Origin of the sequence: Actinosynnema sp. NPDC023587, from assembly GCF_040640215.1 — a bacterium.
Lineage (GTDB): Bacteria > Actinomycetota > Actinomycetes > Mycobacteriales > Pseudonocardiaceae > Actinosynnema.
The window spans coordinates 273,796-289,949 of record NZ_JBFABG010000004.1 but is presented as its reverse complement, the minus strand read 5'-3'; the positions used below and the strand labels follow the sequence as shown (position 1 = coordinate 289,949).

Here is a 16,154-nt window from a genome sequence, read left to right as displayed (position 1 = left end):
CGGTAACCCTAAGCGATCGGCCCTGGCTGGCAGCGCGGGCACCAGTAGGAGCTCCGCTCCTGCACCCCCGGACCCTGTCCGGCCATCCTGATTCGCGTCCCGCACCGCAGGCACGGCCGCCCCGACCGCTCGTAGACCCACGACTCGCGTCCGCGTCCGGGCAGTCCGGTGGTGTTCCGCACCGGTCGCAGGGAGTTGGCCAGCAACAACTTCCGCGACAGGGCCACCGCGCGCGCACTGTCCACATCGGACACCGGGGTCCACGGGGACACGCCCAGCAGGAAGCACACCTCGGACTTGTAGACGTTGCCCACGCCGGCCATCACCCGCTGGTCCAGCAGTGCGAGACCAATTTCACGCGCCGGGTCGGCGGTGAGCCGCGCCACGGCCTCCGCTTCGTCGGCCGCCGTCCACGGCCCGAGCAGGTCCGGTCCCAGGTGCCCGACCAGCCGCGACTCTTCGCCGGTCGGCACCAGCTCCAGATCGTGCAGCGCGAACCCGACGGCCAGCCGGTCGGGCACCTCCAGCACCACCCGCACCTGGTGTCCGGGCCGCCGCCACTTGTCACCCGGCCGGTAGAGGTGCCACGAGCCGTCCATCCGCAGGTGGCTGCGCAGCGTGAGGTCCCCGGAGAACCGGGTCAGGATGTGCTTGCCGGCCGTGGCGACTTCGAGGACGTCCCGCCCGGCCAGGTCGACCGTGGCCAGCCTGGGGTGTCGGAAGTCCGTGCGCAGCAACGTCCGCCCGGCCAGCGCGTCATCCAGTCGCCGCCCGGTCAGGAAGACCGTGTCACCCTCGGGCACTGCTGTCGAACGCCATCTTCAGCCCGAACGCGACGAGTACGGACGCGGTAAGACGCTCCGTCCACTCCCTGACGCGCGGTGTCGTCAATACGACGGCGGCACGCCCCGCGAGCCACACCACGATGATCTGCCACACCTGTCCGATGCCCACGTGGATGCCCACGAGCAATGCCGCCCACCCGGTCGACTCGCCCGTAGTGGGCAGGAACTGGGGCAGCAGGCTCAGGTAGAAGACGCCGATCTTGGGGTTGAGCAGGTTAGTGGTGAACCCCACTCGCAACGCCTGCACGGGCGTGATCCGGAGTGCGTCCACGGGCCTGTCCGCACGCACGCCGCGCCACGACTTCCACAACGCCGACCCGCCCAACCACAGCAGGTAGGCCGCGCCCGCGTACCGCACGACGTCGTAGGCGAACCGGGATGCCACCAACAGCGCCGTCAGTCCCGCGATGCTCGCCGCACCCCACGCGAGACAGCCGAGGGTCGTGCCGAAACCGCCCACGAGGCCGGCCTTGCGCCCACCGCCGAGCACCATGCGCAACAGCATCATGGTGTCCAGACCAGGCGTGATGGTCAACAGCAGCGCGGCGACGGTGAATGTCACCAGCGCGGTGGTGCTCACGCGTCCACTGCTTCCTGGATCTCTTCGTCGTCGAAGTCGTCGTGCACCGGACGGCGTCTGCTGCGGCTGATCCGCAGTATCCGCGCCAACACCAGGTTGAACGCCAGCGCCACCTCACGCGCGCCGGGCGTGCCCCACTCGTGGATCGGCATGCAGGCACCTTGCGCCTGCTGCACCGCCAACCGGTCCGGCAGCGCCACGGGCATCACCAGCGGCCCGAAGATGTCGCGCAGCTCCTCGATCCGGAACTGGTGCTCGTGCGACCGTGGCCGCACGCGGTTCACCACCACGCCTAACGGCTGGAGGTCGGCGTTGTGCTCACGCTCGGACTGCACCGCTTCGAACGCCCGCTGCACGCCCGCCACCGCGAACATGGTCGGCTCGGTCACCAGCAGCGCCCGGTCCGACGCCACCAGCGCCGACCTGGTCAACTGCCCCAGCGACGGCGGGCAGTCCAGCAGGACGAGCTGGTAGGGCTCCTCGCTGTCGCCCTCGGCGGCGAGCACCCGCAACGCCTCGCGCAGCCGCCCGAGCCGTGACTCGCCCGGGTCGGGGTGGTTGAGCAGCTCGGCGTCCTCCGACCCGGCCAGCACGTCCACGCCATCGCCCCACGAACTGGGGGCGATGGCCGCCCGCACCGTGTCGCCCGTGGGGTCCTGGAGGACGTCGTAGATGCTCGCCTCGGTGTCGTCGGGTTCCAGCGTGGAGGTGGCGTTGCACTGTGGATCGAGGTCGATGACCAGCGTCCGCACCCCGCGCCGCAACGCCGCCGACGCGAGACCCAACGCGACCGTCGTCTTTCCCACGCCACCCTTAAGGCTGAGCACCGCCACCGTATGCACGAAGTGCAGCCTACGGTCTCTAGGCTCTAGTGCCATGCGACCGGACGCCGTACACAAGGTGCTCGACACCGAGCTGGCCGCCGCGCGGAAGCGCCGGGGAGGGGAACCGCCCAGGGTGTTGGACGTGGGCGGCGGTAGCGGTGTGTGGGCTGTTCCACTCGCTGTGGCCGGCTGTGTGGTGACCGTGGTCGAGCCCAGCCCCAACGCGCTCGCCACGCTGTACAGGCGCGCTACGGAGGCTGGTGTGACCGATCGCATCACGGCCGTGCAAGGCGACACGGACGCGTTGGAGGCCGACTCGTCCGCCGACCTCGTGCTGGGGCACGGGCTGCTGGAGGTCGTGGACGACGCGGCCGTGGCGCTGAACGCGCTGGCCAAGGCCGCCGCACCGGGCGGCGCGGTGTCCGTGCTGGTCGCGAACCGGTACGCGGCCGTGCTGCACCGGGCGATCGCCGGCCGGCTGGTGGACGCGCGACGGCTGCTGGACGACGAGTCGGGGCGGCTCGCCGGGGCCCGCGAGCCGTTGCAGCGCCGGTTCGACGTGGCCGGTCTGGAGGCGCTGGTGCTCGGCGCGGGGTTGGAGCTGGAGGTGCTCCAGGGCCACGGCGTGGTGTCGGACCTGGTACCGGGCTCGGTGCTGGAGTCCAACCCCGGCGCGGCCGAGGCGCTCGCGGAGCTGGAGCTCGCCGCCTCGACCCGGTCGCCGTTGCGCGACGTCGCGGCGCGGTTGCACGTGCTGGCCCGCCGCGCGGGGTGAGATTGCGGTAGAACGGGTCGGCGAACCGCCGTCGACCCACCAGGAGTCCCGCATGGGAGATCCGCACTTACCCGCTCCGGGGTCCCGCGCCGCCGAGGAGTCGCTGTCGGCGGGGGAGCCGCCCGAACCGGAACCTCCGAGACCGGAAGCGCTGGACGACGAGGTGCGCCGGGCCGTCGGCGGCGACCGGCTCGCCATCGCGTCGCTGCTGGCCACGATCCGCCCGCTCGTGGTGCGCTACTGCCGTGCGCGGGTGGGCCGCCAGGAACGCTCGTACACCTCGGCGGACGATGTGGCGCAGGAGGTCTGCCTGGCCGTCCTGACGGCGTTGCCCTCGTATAAGGACCACGGGCGGCCGTTCTTGGCCTTCGTGTACGGCATCGCCGCGCACAAGGTGGCCGACGCGCACCGGTCGGCGCTGCGCAACCGTGCCGAACCGGTGTCCGAGGTGCCCGATGCGCCCTCTGACGAGGACGGCCCGGAGCAGAGCGCGCTGCGGGCCGAACTGTCCCGCCACGTGGCCGCGTTGTTGAAGGTCCTGCCCGACAAGCAACAGGAGATCCTGCTCTTGCGCGTGGTGGTGGGGATGACCGCCGAGCAGACGGCCGCTGTGGTGGGTTCCTCGCCCGGTGCCGTGCGGGTGGCGCAGCACCGGGCGTTGTCCCGCTTGCGCAAGGAGGTCGGGACGCCTCGCCGCGTGTTGAGCGGCTAATGCCGCCACCGGGTGGCGTCTGTGATCTCTTCCGCCGTCGCGCCCGCGAACCGGGCGATCTCGCCGCGACGCACGTCCGCGATCGTGGCCGCGAATTCGACGCCGAACGCCTCCGTGAGCACTTCATCGTCCTCGAACGCCCTGACGGCGTCTTCCAACGACTGGGGGAGCCGTTGCGCGTTGTCGACCTGTACGGGGTTCACCGTGATCTGATCCGGTAGGCGCGCCCCGTCCACGATCCCCGCCAGCCCGGCGGCGAGCGTGGCCGCCACCACCAGGTAGGGGTTCGCGGACAGGTCGAAGCACTTGACCTCCAGGTCGCGGCCCTCCACGAGGCGCAGCGCGGTTTCCCGGTTCTCCACGCCCCACGCCGCGTACGCGCCCGCCCAGTGCGACGGGATCAGCCGCAGGTAGCTCGCCACGGACGGGCAGCCGATCGCGCACAGGCCGGGCAGGTGCCGCAGCACGCCCGCCGCGAACGCCTCGGCATCCGGGTGCAGGTGTCCTTCGAACAGGCTCTTCCCGTCCCGCCACAGGCTGACGTGCAGGTGGCCGCCGTTGCCCACGCCGTCCGCCACGACCTTCGGCGAGAACGACGCGCGCAGCCCGTGCCGGATGGTGATCGCCCGGATCGTCTCGCGGACCAGCACGGCGGTGTCCGCCGCGTGCACCGGGTCCTCGGGCGCGGTCGACACCTCGAACTGGCCCGCCGCGTACTCCGGGTGGAACTGGAGGACGTCCACGTCCTGCTCGACCAGCGCGGCGATCAGGTCGGCGCAGTAGTCCGAGAGCTCGACCTGGCGGATGTGGCCGTACGCGGGACCGGTGGTGGCGGGGCGGAAGTCGTCCGTGCCGCCCTGGCCGACCACCCACTCCACCTCGAACCCGGCGCGCACCTCGTAGCCGTGCACCGCCAGCCGGTCGGCCATGGTGCGGGCCAGGCCGCGCTCGTCCTGCGGGTGCGGCTCGCCCCGCTGGTCGTAGCGGTCCGCCGGTGCCCACGCCCACCCCGGCTGACCGGCCAGGACGGTGAGCCGGGCCAGGTCGGGGTGCAGCCGGAGGTCGCCGACCGGACTGCCCGAGTGGCGTCCGGCGACGATGGTGTCGTCGAGCAGGAAGGCGTCGAACACGGGGGAAGCGCCGACGCCGTGCGCGGCGACGCGGGGGAGTTTGTCGAGCGGGATCGACTTCACGCGGGCGATGCCGCTGTGGTCGATCCAGGTGATCGCGACGGCTACGACGTCGCGATCGGCCAGACCGTCCAGCAACGCGGTGGCCTGTGCTTGGCGGTGGTCCCGTTCCGCGGTGTCCATGAGGTGCGTGGTTACACCAGGTCACTAGTGTTCAACAAGTGGAACCGTTGCTGCCCTACGTGGCCGAGTTGAACCTGGTGGACCACCACTGCCACGGGGTGTTGCGCGAGGACCTCGACCGCACCGGGTTCGAGGAGATGCTGACCGAGGCGGACGCGGTGAGCCCGTGGGGGACGTCGCTGTTCGACTCGTCCGTCGGGTTCGCGGTGCGCCGCTGGTGCGCGCCCCTGCTGGACCTCCCGGCGCACGCTCCGCCGGACGAGTACGTGGCGCGTCGGCGGTCGCTGGGAGCCGCGGAGGTGAATCGAGCGTTCCTCGTGGCTTCGGGGATCACGACCTTCCTGGTGGACGGCGGGCTGTGGCCGGAGAGGTTGCACGGACCTTCGGTTTTCACCGGATCTCGTGAACTCGCGGTGCTTCGCTTGGAACGCCTGGCCGAAGAGGTGATCATCGACGGTGCCACGGGATTCCCGGACGGGGTGCGTCGGGCGCTGGAGATCGCACCGGCCGTGGCGGCGAAGTCGATCGCGGCCTACCGCGTGGGCTTGGCGTTGTCCGGGGAGCGGCCGTCGGACGCCGAGGTCGTGGCGGCGTGCGAGCGGTGGTTGGCGGCCGGTGGCGGGCGCTGCGCCGACGAGGTGCTCTCGCGGTTCCTGGTGTGGGAGGCGTTGGACCGCGGGCTGCCCGTCCAGTTCCACGTCGGCTACGGCGACCGGGACCTCGCGCTGCACCGGGCGGACCCGTCGCTGCTGACGGACCTGCTGCGGGCGACCGAGTACCTCGGGGTGCCGATCATGCTGCTGCACAACTACCCGTTCCACCGGTCGGCCGGGTACCTCGCGCAGGTGTTCCCGCACGTGTTCGCCGACCTCGGGCTGGCCACGCACGGCGTGGGGCACCAGGCGAGCCGGGTGCTGGCCGAGGCGCTGGAGATCGTGCCGTTCGGGAAGTTCCTGTTCTCGACCGACGCGTTCGGCCTGGCCGAGCTGTACCACCTGGGCGCGCTGTTCTTCCGGCGCGCGCTGTCGGACTTCCTGCTGGCGGGGATGCGCCGGCAGGCGTTCGGGGAATCGGACGCGGTGCGCATCGCTCACCTGATCGGGTCGGAGAACGCCGGCCGGGCCTACCGGTTGGACTAGACTGTCGAACACGCGTTCGGGCTTGTCGGAGGGGTGGACATGGGCCGCAGTGCGAATCTGCCGGTCGGCCTGGTGGACCGCTTCCGCGCACGGGACGGCCGGTGGCCGGACGACACCGGCTGCCCGATGCTGCACGTCGACATGGACGCCTTCTACGCGTCCGTGGAGATCCGGGACAACCCGGAGCTGGCCGGCAAGCCGGTGATCGTCGGCGGCACGGCGAACCGGGGTGTCGTGGCGGCGGCGAACTACCTGGCCCGCGAGTACGGCGTGCGGTCGGCGATGCCGACGGCCCACGCCCGCCGGCTCGCACCCCACGCGGTGTTCGTGCCGCCCAACTTCGCCCGGTACCAGGAGGTGTCGCAAGGCGTGATGGCGATCTTCCGCGACATCACGCCGCTGGTCGAGCCGCTGAGCCTGGACGAGGCATTCCTGGACGTCAGCGGCGCGCTGCGGCGGTTGCGGGCGACACCGGGCGCGGTGGCCGAGACCGTCCGCGCCCAGGTGGCGGAGGCGCACGGCATCACCTGCTCGGTCGGGGTGGCGTCGACGAAGTTCCTGGCGAAGCTGGCCTCCGGGCTGTGCAAACCGGACGGCATGATGGTCGTGCCGAAGGCGTCGGCGCTGGAGTTCCTGCACCCGCTGCCGGTGTCCGCGCTGTGGGGCGTCGGCAAGCGCACCGCCGAGCAGTTGGACCAGGTCGGGCTGGAGACCGTGGCGGACGTGGCGGCGACACCGCTGCCGAGGCTGCGCCGGGTGCTGGGGGTGGCGCTCGCGGAACACCTGCACGCCCTGTCCCAGGGCCTGGACGACCGGCCGGTCGTGCCGTCGACCCGGGAGAAGTCGATCGGCGCGGAGGAGACCTTCGCGGTCGACCACTTCGACCGCGAGGTGTTGCGCCGGGAGCTGCTGCGGCTCTCCGAGCGGTCCGCCGGCACGTTGCGGCACCGCGGCCTGCGCGGCCGGACGGTGTCGATCAAGGTCAGGTTCGCGGACTTCACCACGATCACCCGCTCCAAGACGCTGCGGGTGGCGACTGACGTGACCCAAGAGGTCTACAAGACCGCGGCGGCGCTGCTGGACGAGCAGGTGCCCGCCGGCGCGGTGCGGCTGATCGGCGTGCGGATCGAGCAACTGGTCGAGGGCGAGGGCGGCGAGCAGTTGATGTTCGACGCGCCGGAACGCGGCTGGCGGGAGGCCGAGCAGGCCGCGGACCAGGCGCGCACCCGGTTCGGCCGGGCTGCGGTGACACCGGCGACGCTGCTCGGCAGCGCCCCGCTCCAGCCGAACCTGCCCCAGCCCAAACCCGACCGTTGACCGGTTCGGGGTTCCGTCGTCCGGGAACGGGCCGATCGGGTGGTCGATCGGCCCGGACCGGACACCCGGGTCGATCACCGGGCACCATCACCACGTGGACCGGTTCTGGGGCTTGCTCACCCCTGCCGAGCACGGCGTGCTCAGCACGACGGGTACGGAACGCGAGTACGCGTCCGGCGCGGTGGTGTGCCACGAGGGTGAGATCACCAGCTACGTGCTGGTCGTGCGCAGAGGACTGCTGCGGGTCACCGCGACCACTGCGGCGGGCGGGGAGAAGGTGCTGGCCGTGCGGGGCGCGGGCGACATCGTCGGCGAGCGGTCCGCGATCGACGGCCTGCCCAGGTCGGCCACGGTCCGCGCGCTCGGCGCGGTCCGGGCGCTGGTGCTGACCGCGCCCGGGTTCGCGTCGCTGTGCCAGCGGCACCCCCGGATCGCGTGGGCCGTGCTGACCGTGATCGTGGCCCGCCAGCGCGACGCCGACCGGCAGCGCGTCCAGATCAGCGGCACCGCGACGCAGCGCGTGGCGGCCGTCCTGATCGACGTGGCGCTGGAGCGCGGCATCGCCGACCAGGGCGAGGTGTCGCTGAGCCAGGAGGAGCTCGCGGGCATCGCCGGCACGTCCCGCGAATCGCTCGTGCGGGTCCTGCGCGCGCTGCGCGAGGAAGGCATCATCAGCACCGGGCGGCGGAAGATCGACATCCTGGAGGTCGAGCGCCTCTACGACTTGACGACGTGATCGGCGTCCGTTCGGGTGCCGGTTCCGACCTGCGTCGAGCTCGTGGCCCGTTGTGCGTCATCTGACGCAGAACATCCGCTCCGTTCCCCCTACAAATGAGGTACGCCGAGCTCAGAGGGGGAGACCATGAACCGCACAGAGGAACCCGCGAGGTCCCGTCGGAGGTTCACCGAGCGCCTCGCCTGCACCCTCGTCTTCACTGTCGTCCAGCTCTGGGCCGCCGCCGTGATCCTCACCCAACTGGACACGACCGGCCCGATCGCGCTGGCCGTGGCGCTGGTGCTGACCGGGGGCCTGGTCGCCGTGCACGACGCGTGGCGCGAGGTGCGGGCCGGCCGGCGCGACCTGAACGCCGAGATCAGGGAGGACCTGGTCCGGCTCTGAATCCACCTGGCGGCCGGCGAGGGGTGGCCGCCGTTCCCAGTGGGGCCTTCCGCGGGCGGTCGGGTCTGCGGAAGGCCCCACTTCTCTCCTGCGCGACCCGACTTGTCCACAACCCGGATTCCTTGTCCACAGATCGCGTCCCGCCAGTCGACGCCCCACCCGGAACCGTCCATCGTGGACCCATGCACACGCACACCGAACACCGGACCACGATCAGCATCGACGCCCTGGCGGGCCTGTTCCCGCACCAGGTGGCGACCGCGACGGAACTCATCGGTTTGGGCCTGCCCGGCGACGAGCTCACCGACCGCTGCCGACCGGGCGGCCAGTGGCAGCACCTGCTGCCCGGGGTCCTGCTGCTGACCCGAAAACCGCCCAACCGCCCGCAGTGGGTGCAGGCCGCCCTGCGCCACGCCGGGGCGGGAGCCCTGCTGACCGGGGTCGACGCCCTCCACCTGCACGGGATGCGGGCCGTTCCGGTGGCGGGCCGGGTGCGGGTCCTGTCCGCGAGACCGGTCGACCCGACCCCGGAGGTCGGGGTGATCCGCGTCCGCGCGCTCCCGCCGCCGGTCCTGCGCAAGGGTTTCCTGACCGCGCCGCTGACCAGGGCCGCCGCCGACGCGGTCCGGGCGCTGCTGCCGGACGTGGAGGCCGTGCGCGCGGTGCTGACGGAGGTCGTGCGCCGGGGTGGCGTGCCGGTCGCCGACCTGGCCAGGGCGTTGGCCAGGGGAGCGGAGCCGGCCCACCGGGTCCTGGCCGACCTGGCGGGCGGGGTGCGCACCGTGCCGCAGGCGTGGGCCAGGGCGCTGCTGTCCGACCTGCCGCTGCCCCCGCCGACGTGGCACGTGGAGCTGGAGACGGCGGCCGGCGTCGCACTGGGCACGGCGGACGCCTGGTGGGGCGAGCAGGGCCTGGCGTGGCAGCTCACCCCGAACCCCGACGACCACCGGCTGACCGCCGCCGGGATCATCGTCGCCCGGACGACACCCCAGGAGCTGCGCCAGTCCCCGACCACCGCCGCGAAGGCCCTCCACAACGCCTACCGGCAGTCCGCCGGGCGACCCGTCCCCGAGGTGAAGGCGACCCGCATGACGACAAGACCGTGACCCGGCCGCCGGCCCGACCGCGCGCCTTCCCGCCGCCGCTCCCACCGGCCGGGGGTGCTCGCCCGTCTGTCCGATGCGGTCATCGTGAGGCCGACTCCGTGCCCGGAGCCTGCCGGCGAGTGCCGCCGCCTTCCGGGTGGGAGCAGGCGGGTGGGAGCAGGGGAGGTGCGAGCAGGGGGTGGGAGCAAGAGGTGCGAGCAGGGGAGGTGGGAGCACGCAGGTAGGAGCGGGGTGGTTCGCGGCGGGGTGGGCGGGGACTCCACCTTCGGGGAACCGAAGCTCGGGGCGATGTGGGCGGTTCGGGGGATTTGAGAGGTGTTGCGAGGATCACACCTGGAGGTTCCAGGGCGACCGGCGGGTTGACAGATGACCTTTCGGGCTGCTTTCGCCGCCTTACGGAGGTCCTACCGTTGACCCGTGAGGATGATGGTGACCGAAGGAACCGCTTAGGAACACGGACTGGGTAGTCGCCAAGGCCCGCGAATCGTATCCTGGTTGTGACGCCCCCTGGGCGGGGCGTCCGCCGGGACCGGCGGCAACCGTGAACACCCGGCGCCCGCGACCGCTGTGCCGGAGGAGGAGCCATGCCACTCTCCGAGCACGAGCAGCGACTGCTCGACCAGATCGAGCGCGCGCTCTACGCCGAGGACCCGAAGTTCGCATCCACTGTGCGCGGTGCCAAGCTGCGCAAACCGTCGCGACGGCGTCGTATCCAGGGCATCGCTTTGTTCGCCGTGGGTGTGGCGTTGCTGGTGACGGGTGTGATGTTGCCGAAGCTCGCTGGTATCCCGGTGGTGAGCGTGGTCGGCTTCCTGTTGATGTTCTTCGGCGTGCTGCTGACCGTGACGACACTCCGTCGTGGTGATCAGGTCGCCGAGGAGCCCAGCGAAGAGGGAAGTCGGCCCAGCCGCAGCTCGTTCTCCCAGAAGATGGAAGAGCGTTTCCGTCGTCGCCTTGAGGACGAGTAGACGCCCCTACCCGACGCACCCGGCCCGCACCCGCCCGATCATCCTCCCGACTCCGGTCGGACGTGATCACTAGGGGGCGGGCTGTGCGTATGCCCAAAAGTGCGTGGACCCCGGCTCCCGGACCGCCCGGACTGCTCCGACCAGGCGTGTGGCGAGCCGCCGCTGATCCCCCGGCGCAGGCTTCGGCCCTCTCGACGCTGCTGGAATCGGCCGCTGCTGCGCTGCCCGCCGTCCCGCCGAGCTGCTGCGCGGTCCGCCGTCCCGCCGAGCTGCGTCTCGTCGGCAGCTCTGCTGGGCGGGTTTCGGCCTGCCCGGACGCGGTCGTCGGGTGGCGGGCCGGGTGTGGGGTGCGGCCGGCGGGTCAGTCGTCGGACTCCGGCGGGATGTTGGGCTGGAGGACCGACCTGGGCAGCATCTTCGCGCGCAGCGCGAGGGGTGCGTTGCGGCTGAGGCTTTGGCGGACGTTGTCGACCGCTCCCGGGAGGGTCGGGTCCGTCTCGCCGTTCGCGCTGTACCAGGAGCGCTCGACCGCTCCGACCACCGTGCGCAAACCGTCGCGGCCTTGCTCGTCCAGGTTGTGCGCGCGCGCCATCCGTCGTGCCGCCACCCGCACGGTCTCGGTCGTCGGCACCCTCGTGCCACGGTCCACCGACTCGGCCAGCAGCTCCTGCCACGCGGCTCCGGCGGCGTTCGGGCCCAGGTCGGCGACGGCTTGCAGCCTCGACCGGCGTCGTACCGCCCGCACGCCGGCCGGCACCAGCGCCAGTTGCACGATCAACACCGGCACGGCCAGCCACCACGACACCAGCGCGATGGCCAGGGTCACCGTGGCGACCCCCGTCGCCACCGCGCCCCCGACGAGCACCGGCAGCAGCCACGGCCACTTCGGTCGCCACGTCGTCCCGTCGTCCCGGCGCTTGCCCAGCGCGCGGAACAGCATCGCCAGCAGCACCCCGATCACCAGCAACAACCCGGTGGCGACCAGCAGCGAGACCACGTGCCACGTGGGCGTCGGCGTCGCTTCCTGCGAGCCGCCCTCCTGGTCCGGCGTGCCCTGCGCGGCCGACGCGCTGGTGGTGGGGGCGGCGGTGGTCTCGGTGGTCGTCGTGGTGGGGACGTCGGTCGGGTCGGTCTCCTCGCCGTCCGGGCTCTGGCCCGAGATGTACGGCGGCACGATGGCGCGACCGTCCGACAGCGGCGTGGGGTCGAAGACCATCCAGCCGTGGCCGGGGAAGTAGATCTCCACCCACGCGTGCGCGTCCTGCGTGGTGATGGTCTGGGCGTCGCCGGTCGGGAACCCGGCCGTGAAGCCCATCGCGACCCGGGCGGGCAGGCCGACCGACCTGGCCATGATCGCCATCGCCGACGCGTACTGCTCGCAGAAGCCCTTCTTGCCGGTGAACACGAAGTCGCGCAACGCGTCGCTGGTCTGCTTGCTCGCGGTCTCCGTCGTGTAGGTGAAGCCGTTCGTGCCGTCCGTGAAGTACTTGTACAGCGCGGTGGCCTTGTCGAACGTGTTGTTCTCGCCCCGGGTGATCTCCTGGGCCAGGTCCCGCACCTCGGGGGCCACGCCGGGGGCGTCCAGGTAGATGTCCTCGACGTCGAGCGCGCCGTCCGCCTTGCGCAGCGCCTCGGCGGGCGGGGTCTTCAGGACCGTGTGCAGCTTGTACGGACCCGCCTCGCGCGCCCGGACGCTGTAGACCATCCCGCGCACCGGGTCGTAGCGCCAGTTGTCCTCGACGTCCTGCAACCGGCGCGGCCTGCCGTACACGGGCAGCCAGTTGTCCAGCCAGCCCACCGGCTCGATGGTCACCTGGCTGATCTCGCCGCCGCCGGGGTCGCCGGGCTGCTCGGGCAGCTCGCCGTTGGCCTCGACGCCGGTCGGCAGGTCGTCGCCCATCTTCCAGCCCTGGTCGGGCACGTACTCGCGCAGCGTCATCGCCCGCAGGTACGCCGACTCGGTCAGCCCGCGCACCCGGAACAGCTCCTTGGTGCTGCCCCTGTCGAGCATCCCGCGCAACTGGGTCATCGGGTCCAGGCCGAGCCGGTCCGCGCCGCCGCCCACCGAGTCACCGGTGCCGGGGAGCCTGCCGACCGTGCCGACGAGGGTGATGGCCCCGCCCGCGAGCAGCGCGACCACCACCGCCAGGCCGGCCACGGCGGTCGCCGCCGGACCGGAACCGCCGACCCCGCGACCGGGCAGCCGGCCGCGCCACGCCTGGTGCCGGTGCTGGCCGTCGACGGCCAGCAGCAGCGCGAACGCCGCCGCGCCGAACACGAACGTCCACAGCGGCAGCATCTCGTCGGCCAGCGACGCGGGCACCGCGAACACGCACAGCAGCACCAGGCCGGAGGCCGCGGGTGCCGCCGCGCCGACCGCGAGCAGGTCCACCAGGACCGCGACCAGGCCGATGGACACCATCACCAGGCAGCGCATGGCGTCGCTGTCATCCACCGGCGGCACGCCGGTCTGCACCTCGGCGAACGCGTCGCCGAGCACCGAACCCAGGTCGGTGAGCGCCTGCGGGCTGGGGAACACCACCAGGAACCCCGTCCGGGTGAAGATCGTCACCAGCAGGCACGTCAGCGCGAACACCTGCCCGAGGCCGACCAGCACGATGGGCAGCCGGGTCGCGCGCAGCAGCACGCCGGTGCCGACCACGACGATGATCGCCACGGCCAGGTTCACCAGCCACAGCACACCGCCGATCACGCTGGACAGCGCGGTCGCCGCGCACAGCGTCGCGAGACCCGCCACCGCCGGCGTCGCGCCGACCACCCGGTTGCCCCCTGGGGCGGTCCTGCCGATCACCTCTAGCCCACCTCCGTGCGCACCACGGGTCCGCGGTTGCCCGCGCTGTGGCACAGCTCCTGCCAAACCTGCCCCATCGGGCCCGACGGCCGTGCCACGACGGCACCCCAGCCGGCCGCGCCGAGCAGGCCACGCGCTTCTTCGGGATCGGGGGCGGGGTCCTCGGAGACCGCCGCCCACGCCCGCACGTCCATCACCACGGCCAGGCTGCGCATCCCGCGCGGCCGGTTGCGCACCAGCGCGTCGACCACGGCGGGCGTGGAGCCGCCGAGGATCGCGATGACCTCCTGGCCCGCGCCGGGGTCCAGGCCGGCGGCCGGTTCGCGCCGGTGCGACGGCTGCAACCCGGCCAGCGCGTCCAGCACGACCGAGTCGCTGTGCCCGCCGTCGCCGGACCCGCCCGCGAGCACCCGGCCGTCGTCGCCGATCAGCCGCACCTGGTGCCCGAACCGGTGCAGGTGCAGGCACACCGAGGCGGCGAAGGACACCGCCCACTCCAGCGACGAACCGGGGCCCGCGCCGCGGTGCGCGGTCAGCCGGTGGTCCAGCAGCACGGTCGTGCCGCCGCGCCAGGGCCGCTCCTCGACGCGGACCATCAGCTCGTCCCGCCGTGCGGTGGACTTCCAGTGCACCTTGCGCAGGTCGTCGCCGTGCCGGTACTGCCGCACGATGGCGTCGTCCTCGCCCTGGCCGGTGCGCAGCCGGATCGAGCCGTCGTCGCCGGAACCCATGCCGGAACCGCTGGGCAGGCCCGCCAGGCCCACGACCTGGGGCACCACGACCAACTGGGACCGCCCGGCGAGCTCGCGGTCGTACTCGGCGAGCCCGAACGGGTCGGTGACCCGGGCCATCAGCGGCCCGACCTGCTGGATGCCGCGCATGACCGGCTTGAGCGGGTAGCGCAGCGCGGTCACGGTGTTGCGCGGGAGGCGCTCGACCACGAACCGGGGCCGCGAGCCGAGCGCGTAGGGCACGGCGTCCTCCAGCAGCAGGCCGCCGGTGGGCAGCCGGCCGGTGGAGCGCAGCTCCACCCGCACGTCGGTCGCCGATCCGACCTGCACCCGGCTGGGGAACAGGAACCGGGCGGCGTGCAGCCCGACCCGGGCCCGCTGCGCCAGCCACGCCGCGAGCAGCGGCAGCGCCACCACGAACGCGGCGACGCGCAGCAGGTCACGTTCGTTGAGCACGATCGCGCACAGACCGGCGGCGATCCCGGCGGCGAGCAGGCAGCGGCCCCTGGTGGTCAACCCGGACAGGGCTCCGCGCATGTCAGCGGTGGGGGTTCGGGTTGTGCGCGAACTGGCCCGACTGGTCCGGTGCGCCGTGCGGCACCGGTATCCGCTGGAGCAGGTTGCGCACCAGGTCGACGGACGACCGGCGGGCGGCCTGCGCCTCGGCGGTCAGCACCAGCCGGTGCGCCAGCACGTGCACCGCGATGGCGTGGACGTCGTCGGGTACCACGAAGTCGCGCCCGGCCAGCGCCGCCTGCGCCCGCGCGGCCCGCACGAGCTGGAGGGTGGACCGCGGCGACGCGCCCAGCCGCAGCTCGGGCAGCCGGCGGGTCGCGCCGACCAGCTCCACGGCGTACCGGCGGATCTCCTGCGACAGGTGCACCCGGCGCACCGCGTGCACGAGTTTGAGCACCTGGTCCGCGTCGGACACCGGCCGCAGCTCGGCCAGCGGGTCGTGGCCCGCGTGCTCGTCCACCATCGCCAGCTCGGCCTGCGGGTCCGGGTACCCGATGGACACCCGGGCGGTGAACCGGTCGCGCTGCGCCTCGGGCAGCGCGTAGGTGCCTTCCATCTCGATCGGGTTCTGGGTGGCGATCACCATGAACGGCGCGCCCAGCGGGTAGGTGTGCCCGTCCACCGTGACCTGGTGCTCTTCCATGCACTCCAGCAGCGCCGACTGGGTCTTGGGCGACGCGCGGTTGATCTCGTCGCCGACCACGATGTTGGCGAACACCGGGCCGGGGCGGAACTCGAAGTCGTTGTCCTGCCGGTTGTAGATCGACACACCGGTGATGTCGCTGGGCAGCAGGTCCGGCGTGAACTGGATGCGGCTCACCGAGCAGTCGATCGACCGGGCCAGCGCCTTGGCCAGCGACGTCTTGCCGACCCCGGGCACGTCCTCGACCAGCAGGTGGCCTTCGGCGAGCAGGGTGACCAGGGCGACCCGGACCACGTCGGGCTTGCCGACGATGACCCGCTCGACGTTCGCGGCGATCCGCCCGACCACGGTGTGCAGTTCCGCGAGCACCTCGTCCTGCCGCGCCTGCGGGGTGGCCGCCGGGTTCGGGTGGGCCGAGGGGTTCACGTGGTTGAGCCCACTGCCGCCGTACGAGTGCTCGGGCAGTGCGGCTGGCTGGGTACTCGGAGTCACTCGTCCTCCCGAAGACCACCGCGACCGGTTCGCGGTGGCGGTGAGCGTTTCACGCAGTGTGTCAAACCATGGCGAAGCGCCACACACCGATTGAACAGTTTCGCGGGCGTGGTTTCCACGCCCGCCGCCGCACCCCGGTCGACCCGTCCCTGCCACGATTCCCCACCAGGGGCCGCATCGAACCTGTTTTGCCCGTTTTCACTGCTCCGTTCGGGTGAGATTCGGGCCTGTTCACCTCACTCGCGGAGGTGGAGGTGGCTT

Annotated in this window: 15 protein-coding genes; 8 read left to right on the top strand and 7 right to left on the bottom strand. The window is 72.4% G+C overall.

Going from position 1 to position 16,154, the window contains the following annotated elements:
- Positions 1–8 precede the first annotated feature (8 nt).
- From AB0G01_RS13625 to AB0G01_RS13615, 3 genes are read right to left on the bottom strand one after another with little or no spacing between them, the layout of a single operon-like run.
- A complete protein-coding gene (locus tag AB0G01_RS13625) occupies positions 9–803 on the bottom strand; it encodes a DNA-formamidopyrimidine glycosylase family protein (RefSeq protein WP_360944085.1) in 795 nt (264 codons plus the stop codon).
- Positions 790–1,425 carry a LysE family translocator gene (locus AB0G01_RS13620; protein WP_360944082.1) on the bottom strand — a complete coding sequence of 212 codons (636 nt, stop codon included), beginning with the start codon at positions 1,423–1,425 and terminating at the stop codon, positions 790–792. Before AB0G01_RS13620 ends, AB0G01_RS13625 begins: the two co-directional genes overlap by 14 nt.
- Positions 1,422–2,303: a ParA family protein gene (locus AB0G01_RS13615; RefSeq protein ID WP_360944079.1), complete on the bottom strand. Its 882-nt coding sequence runs from the start codon at positions 2,301–2,303 to the stop codon at positions 1,422–1,424. Before AB0G01_RS13615 ends, AB0G01_RS13620 begins: the two co-directional genes overlap by 4 nt.
- Here AB0G01_RS13615 and AB0G01_RS13610 point away from each other — a divergent pair.
- Positions 2,302–3,024, top strand: a complete 723-nt coding sequence (locus AB0G01_RS13610) for a methyltransferase domain-containing protein (RefSeq protein WP_360944076.1) — start codon at positions 2,302–2,304, stop codon at positions 3,022–3,024. The genes AB0G01_RS13615 and AB0G01_RS13610 overlap by 2 nt on opposite strands.
- 52 nt (positions 3,025–3,076) lie before the next feature.
- Positions 3,077–3,736, top strand: a complete 660-nt coding sequence (locus AB0G01_RS13605; RefSeq protein WP_360944073.1) for a sigma-70 family RNA polymerase sigma factor — start codon at positions 3,077–3,079, stop codon at positions 3,734–3,736.
- On the opposite strand, the gene AB0G01_RS13600 is transcribed toward AB0G01_RS13605, so the two are convergent.
- Complete coding sequence (locus AB0G01_RS13600; protein WP_360944070.1) at positions 3,733–5,049, bottom strand: glutamine synthetase family protein; 1,317 nt, start codon at positions 5,047–5,049, stop codon at positions 3,733–3,735. The two genes, AB0G01_RS13605 and AB0G01_RS13600, sit on opposite strands and share 4 nt — an antisense overlap.
- 38 nt (positions 5,050–5,087) lie before the next feature.
- Between AB0G01_RS13600 and AB0G01_RS13595 the strand changes: the two genes are divergently transcribed.
- The 6 genes from AB0G01_RS13595 (at position 5,088) to AB0G01_RS13570 (ending at position 10,699) form a co-directional block, all read left to right on the top strand.
- A complete protein-coding gene (locus AB0G01_RS13595; protein WP_360944067.1) occupies positions 5,088–6,188 on the top strand; it encodes an amidohydrolase family protein in 1,101 nt (366 codons plus the stop codon).
- A gap of 39 nt (positions 6,189–6,227) precedes the next feature.
- A complete protein-coding gene (locus AB0G01_RS13590; protein WP_360944064.1) occupies positions 6,228–7,505 on the top strand; it encodes a DNA polymerase IV in 1,278 nt (425 codons plus the stop codon).
- A gap of 94 nt (positions 7,506–7,599) precedes the next feature.
- The gene (locus AB0G01_RS13585; RefSeq protein WP_360944061.1) at positions 7,600–8,241 is read left to right on the top strand and encodes a Crp/Fnr family transcriptional regulator; all 642 of its coding nucleotides are present in this window, start codon (positions 7,600–7,602) and stop codon (positions 8,239–8,241) included.
- A 126-nt stretch (positions 8,242–8,367) separates the two neighbouring features.
- Positions 8,368–8,625, top strand: coding sequence for a hypothetical protein (locus AB0G01_RS13580; RefSeq protein ID WP_360944058.1), 258 nt, complete (start codon positions 8,368–8,370; stop codon positions 8,623–8,625).
- A 182-nt stretch (positions 8,626–8,807) separates the two neighbouring features.
- Positions 8,808–9,731, top strand: a complete 924-nt coding sequence (locus tag AB0G01_RS13575) for a hypothetical protein (RefSeq protein ID WP_360944055.1) — start codon at positions 8,808–8,810, stop codon at positions 9,729–9,731.
- Between the two features lie 584 nt (positions 9,732–10,315).
- Entirely contained in the window at positions 10,316–10,699 is a 384-nt protein-coding gene (locus AB0G01_RS13570) for a DUF3040 domain-containing protein (protein WP_360944052.1), read from the top strand.
- Between the two features lie 361 nt (positions 10,700–11,060).
- Here the strand turns inward: AB0G01_RS13570 and AB0G01_RS13565 are convergent, their stop codons facing one another.
- Genes AB0G01_RS13565 through AB0G01_RS13555 form a run of 3 tightly spaced genes read right to left on the bottom strand, consistent with a single transcriptional unit; the run spans position 11,061 to position 15,770 of the window.
- Positions 11,061–13,511 (bottom strand): DUF3488 and transglutaminase-like domain-containing protein, encoded by a 2,451-nt coding sequence (locus AB0G01_RS13565; protein WP_360944049.1) that lies wholly within the window; start codon positions 13,509–13,511, stop codon positions 11,061–11,063.
- Positions 13,512–13,513: 2 nt separating this feature from the next.
- Positions 13,514–14,779 carry a DUF58 domain-containing protein gene (locus AB0G01_RS13560; protein WP_360944046.1) on the bottom strand — a complete coding sequence of 422 codons (1,266 nt, stop codon included), beginning with the start codon at positions 14,777–14,779 and terminating at the stop codon, positions 13,514–13,516.
- 1 nt (position 14,780) lies between these two features.
- On the bottom strand, positions 14,781–15,770 hold the full coding sequence (locus AB0G01_RS13555; RefSeq protein ID WP_360945229.1) for a MoxR family ATPase: 990 nt from the start codon (positions 15,768–15,770) through the stop codon (positions 14,781–14,783).
- Positions 15,771–16,154: the final 384 nt, after the last annotated feature.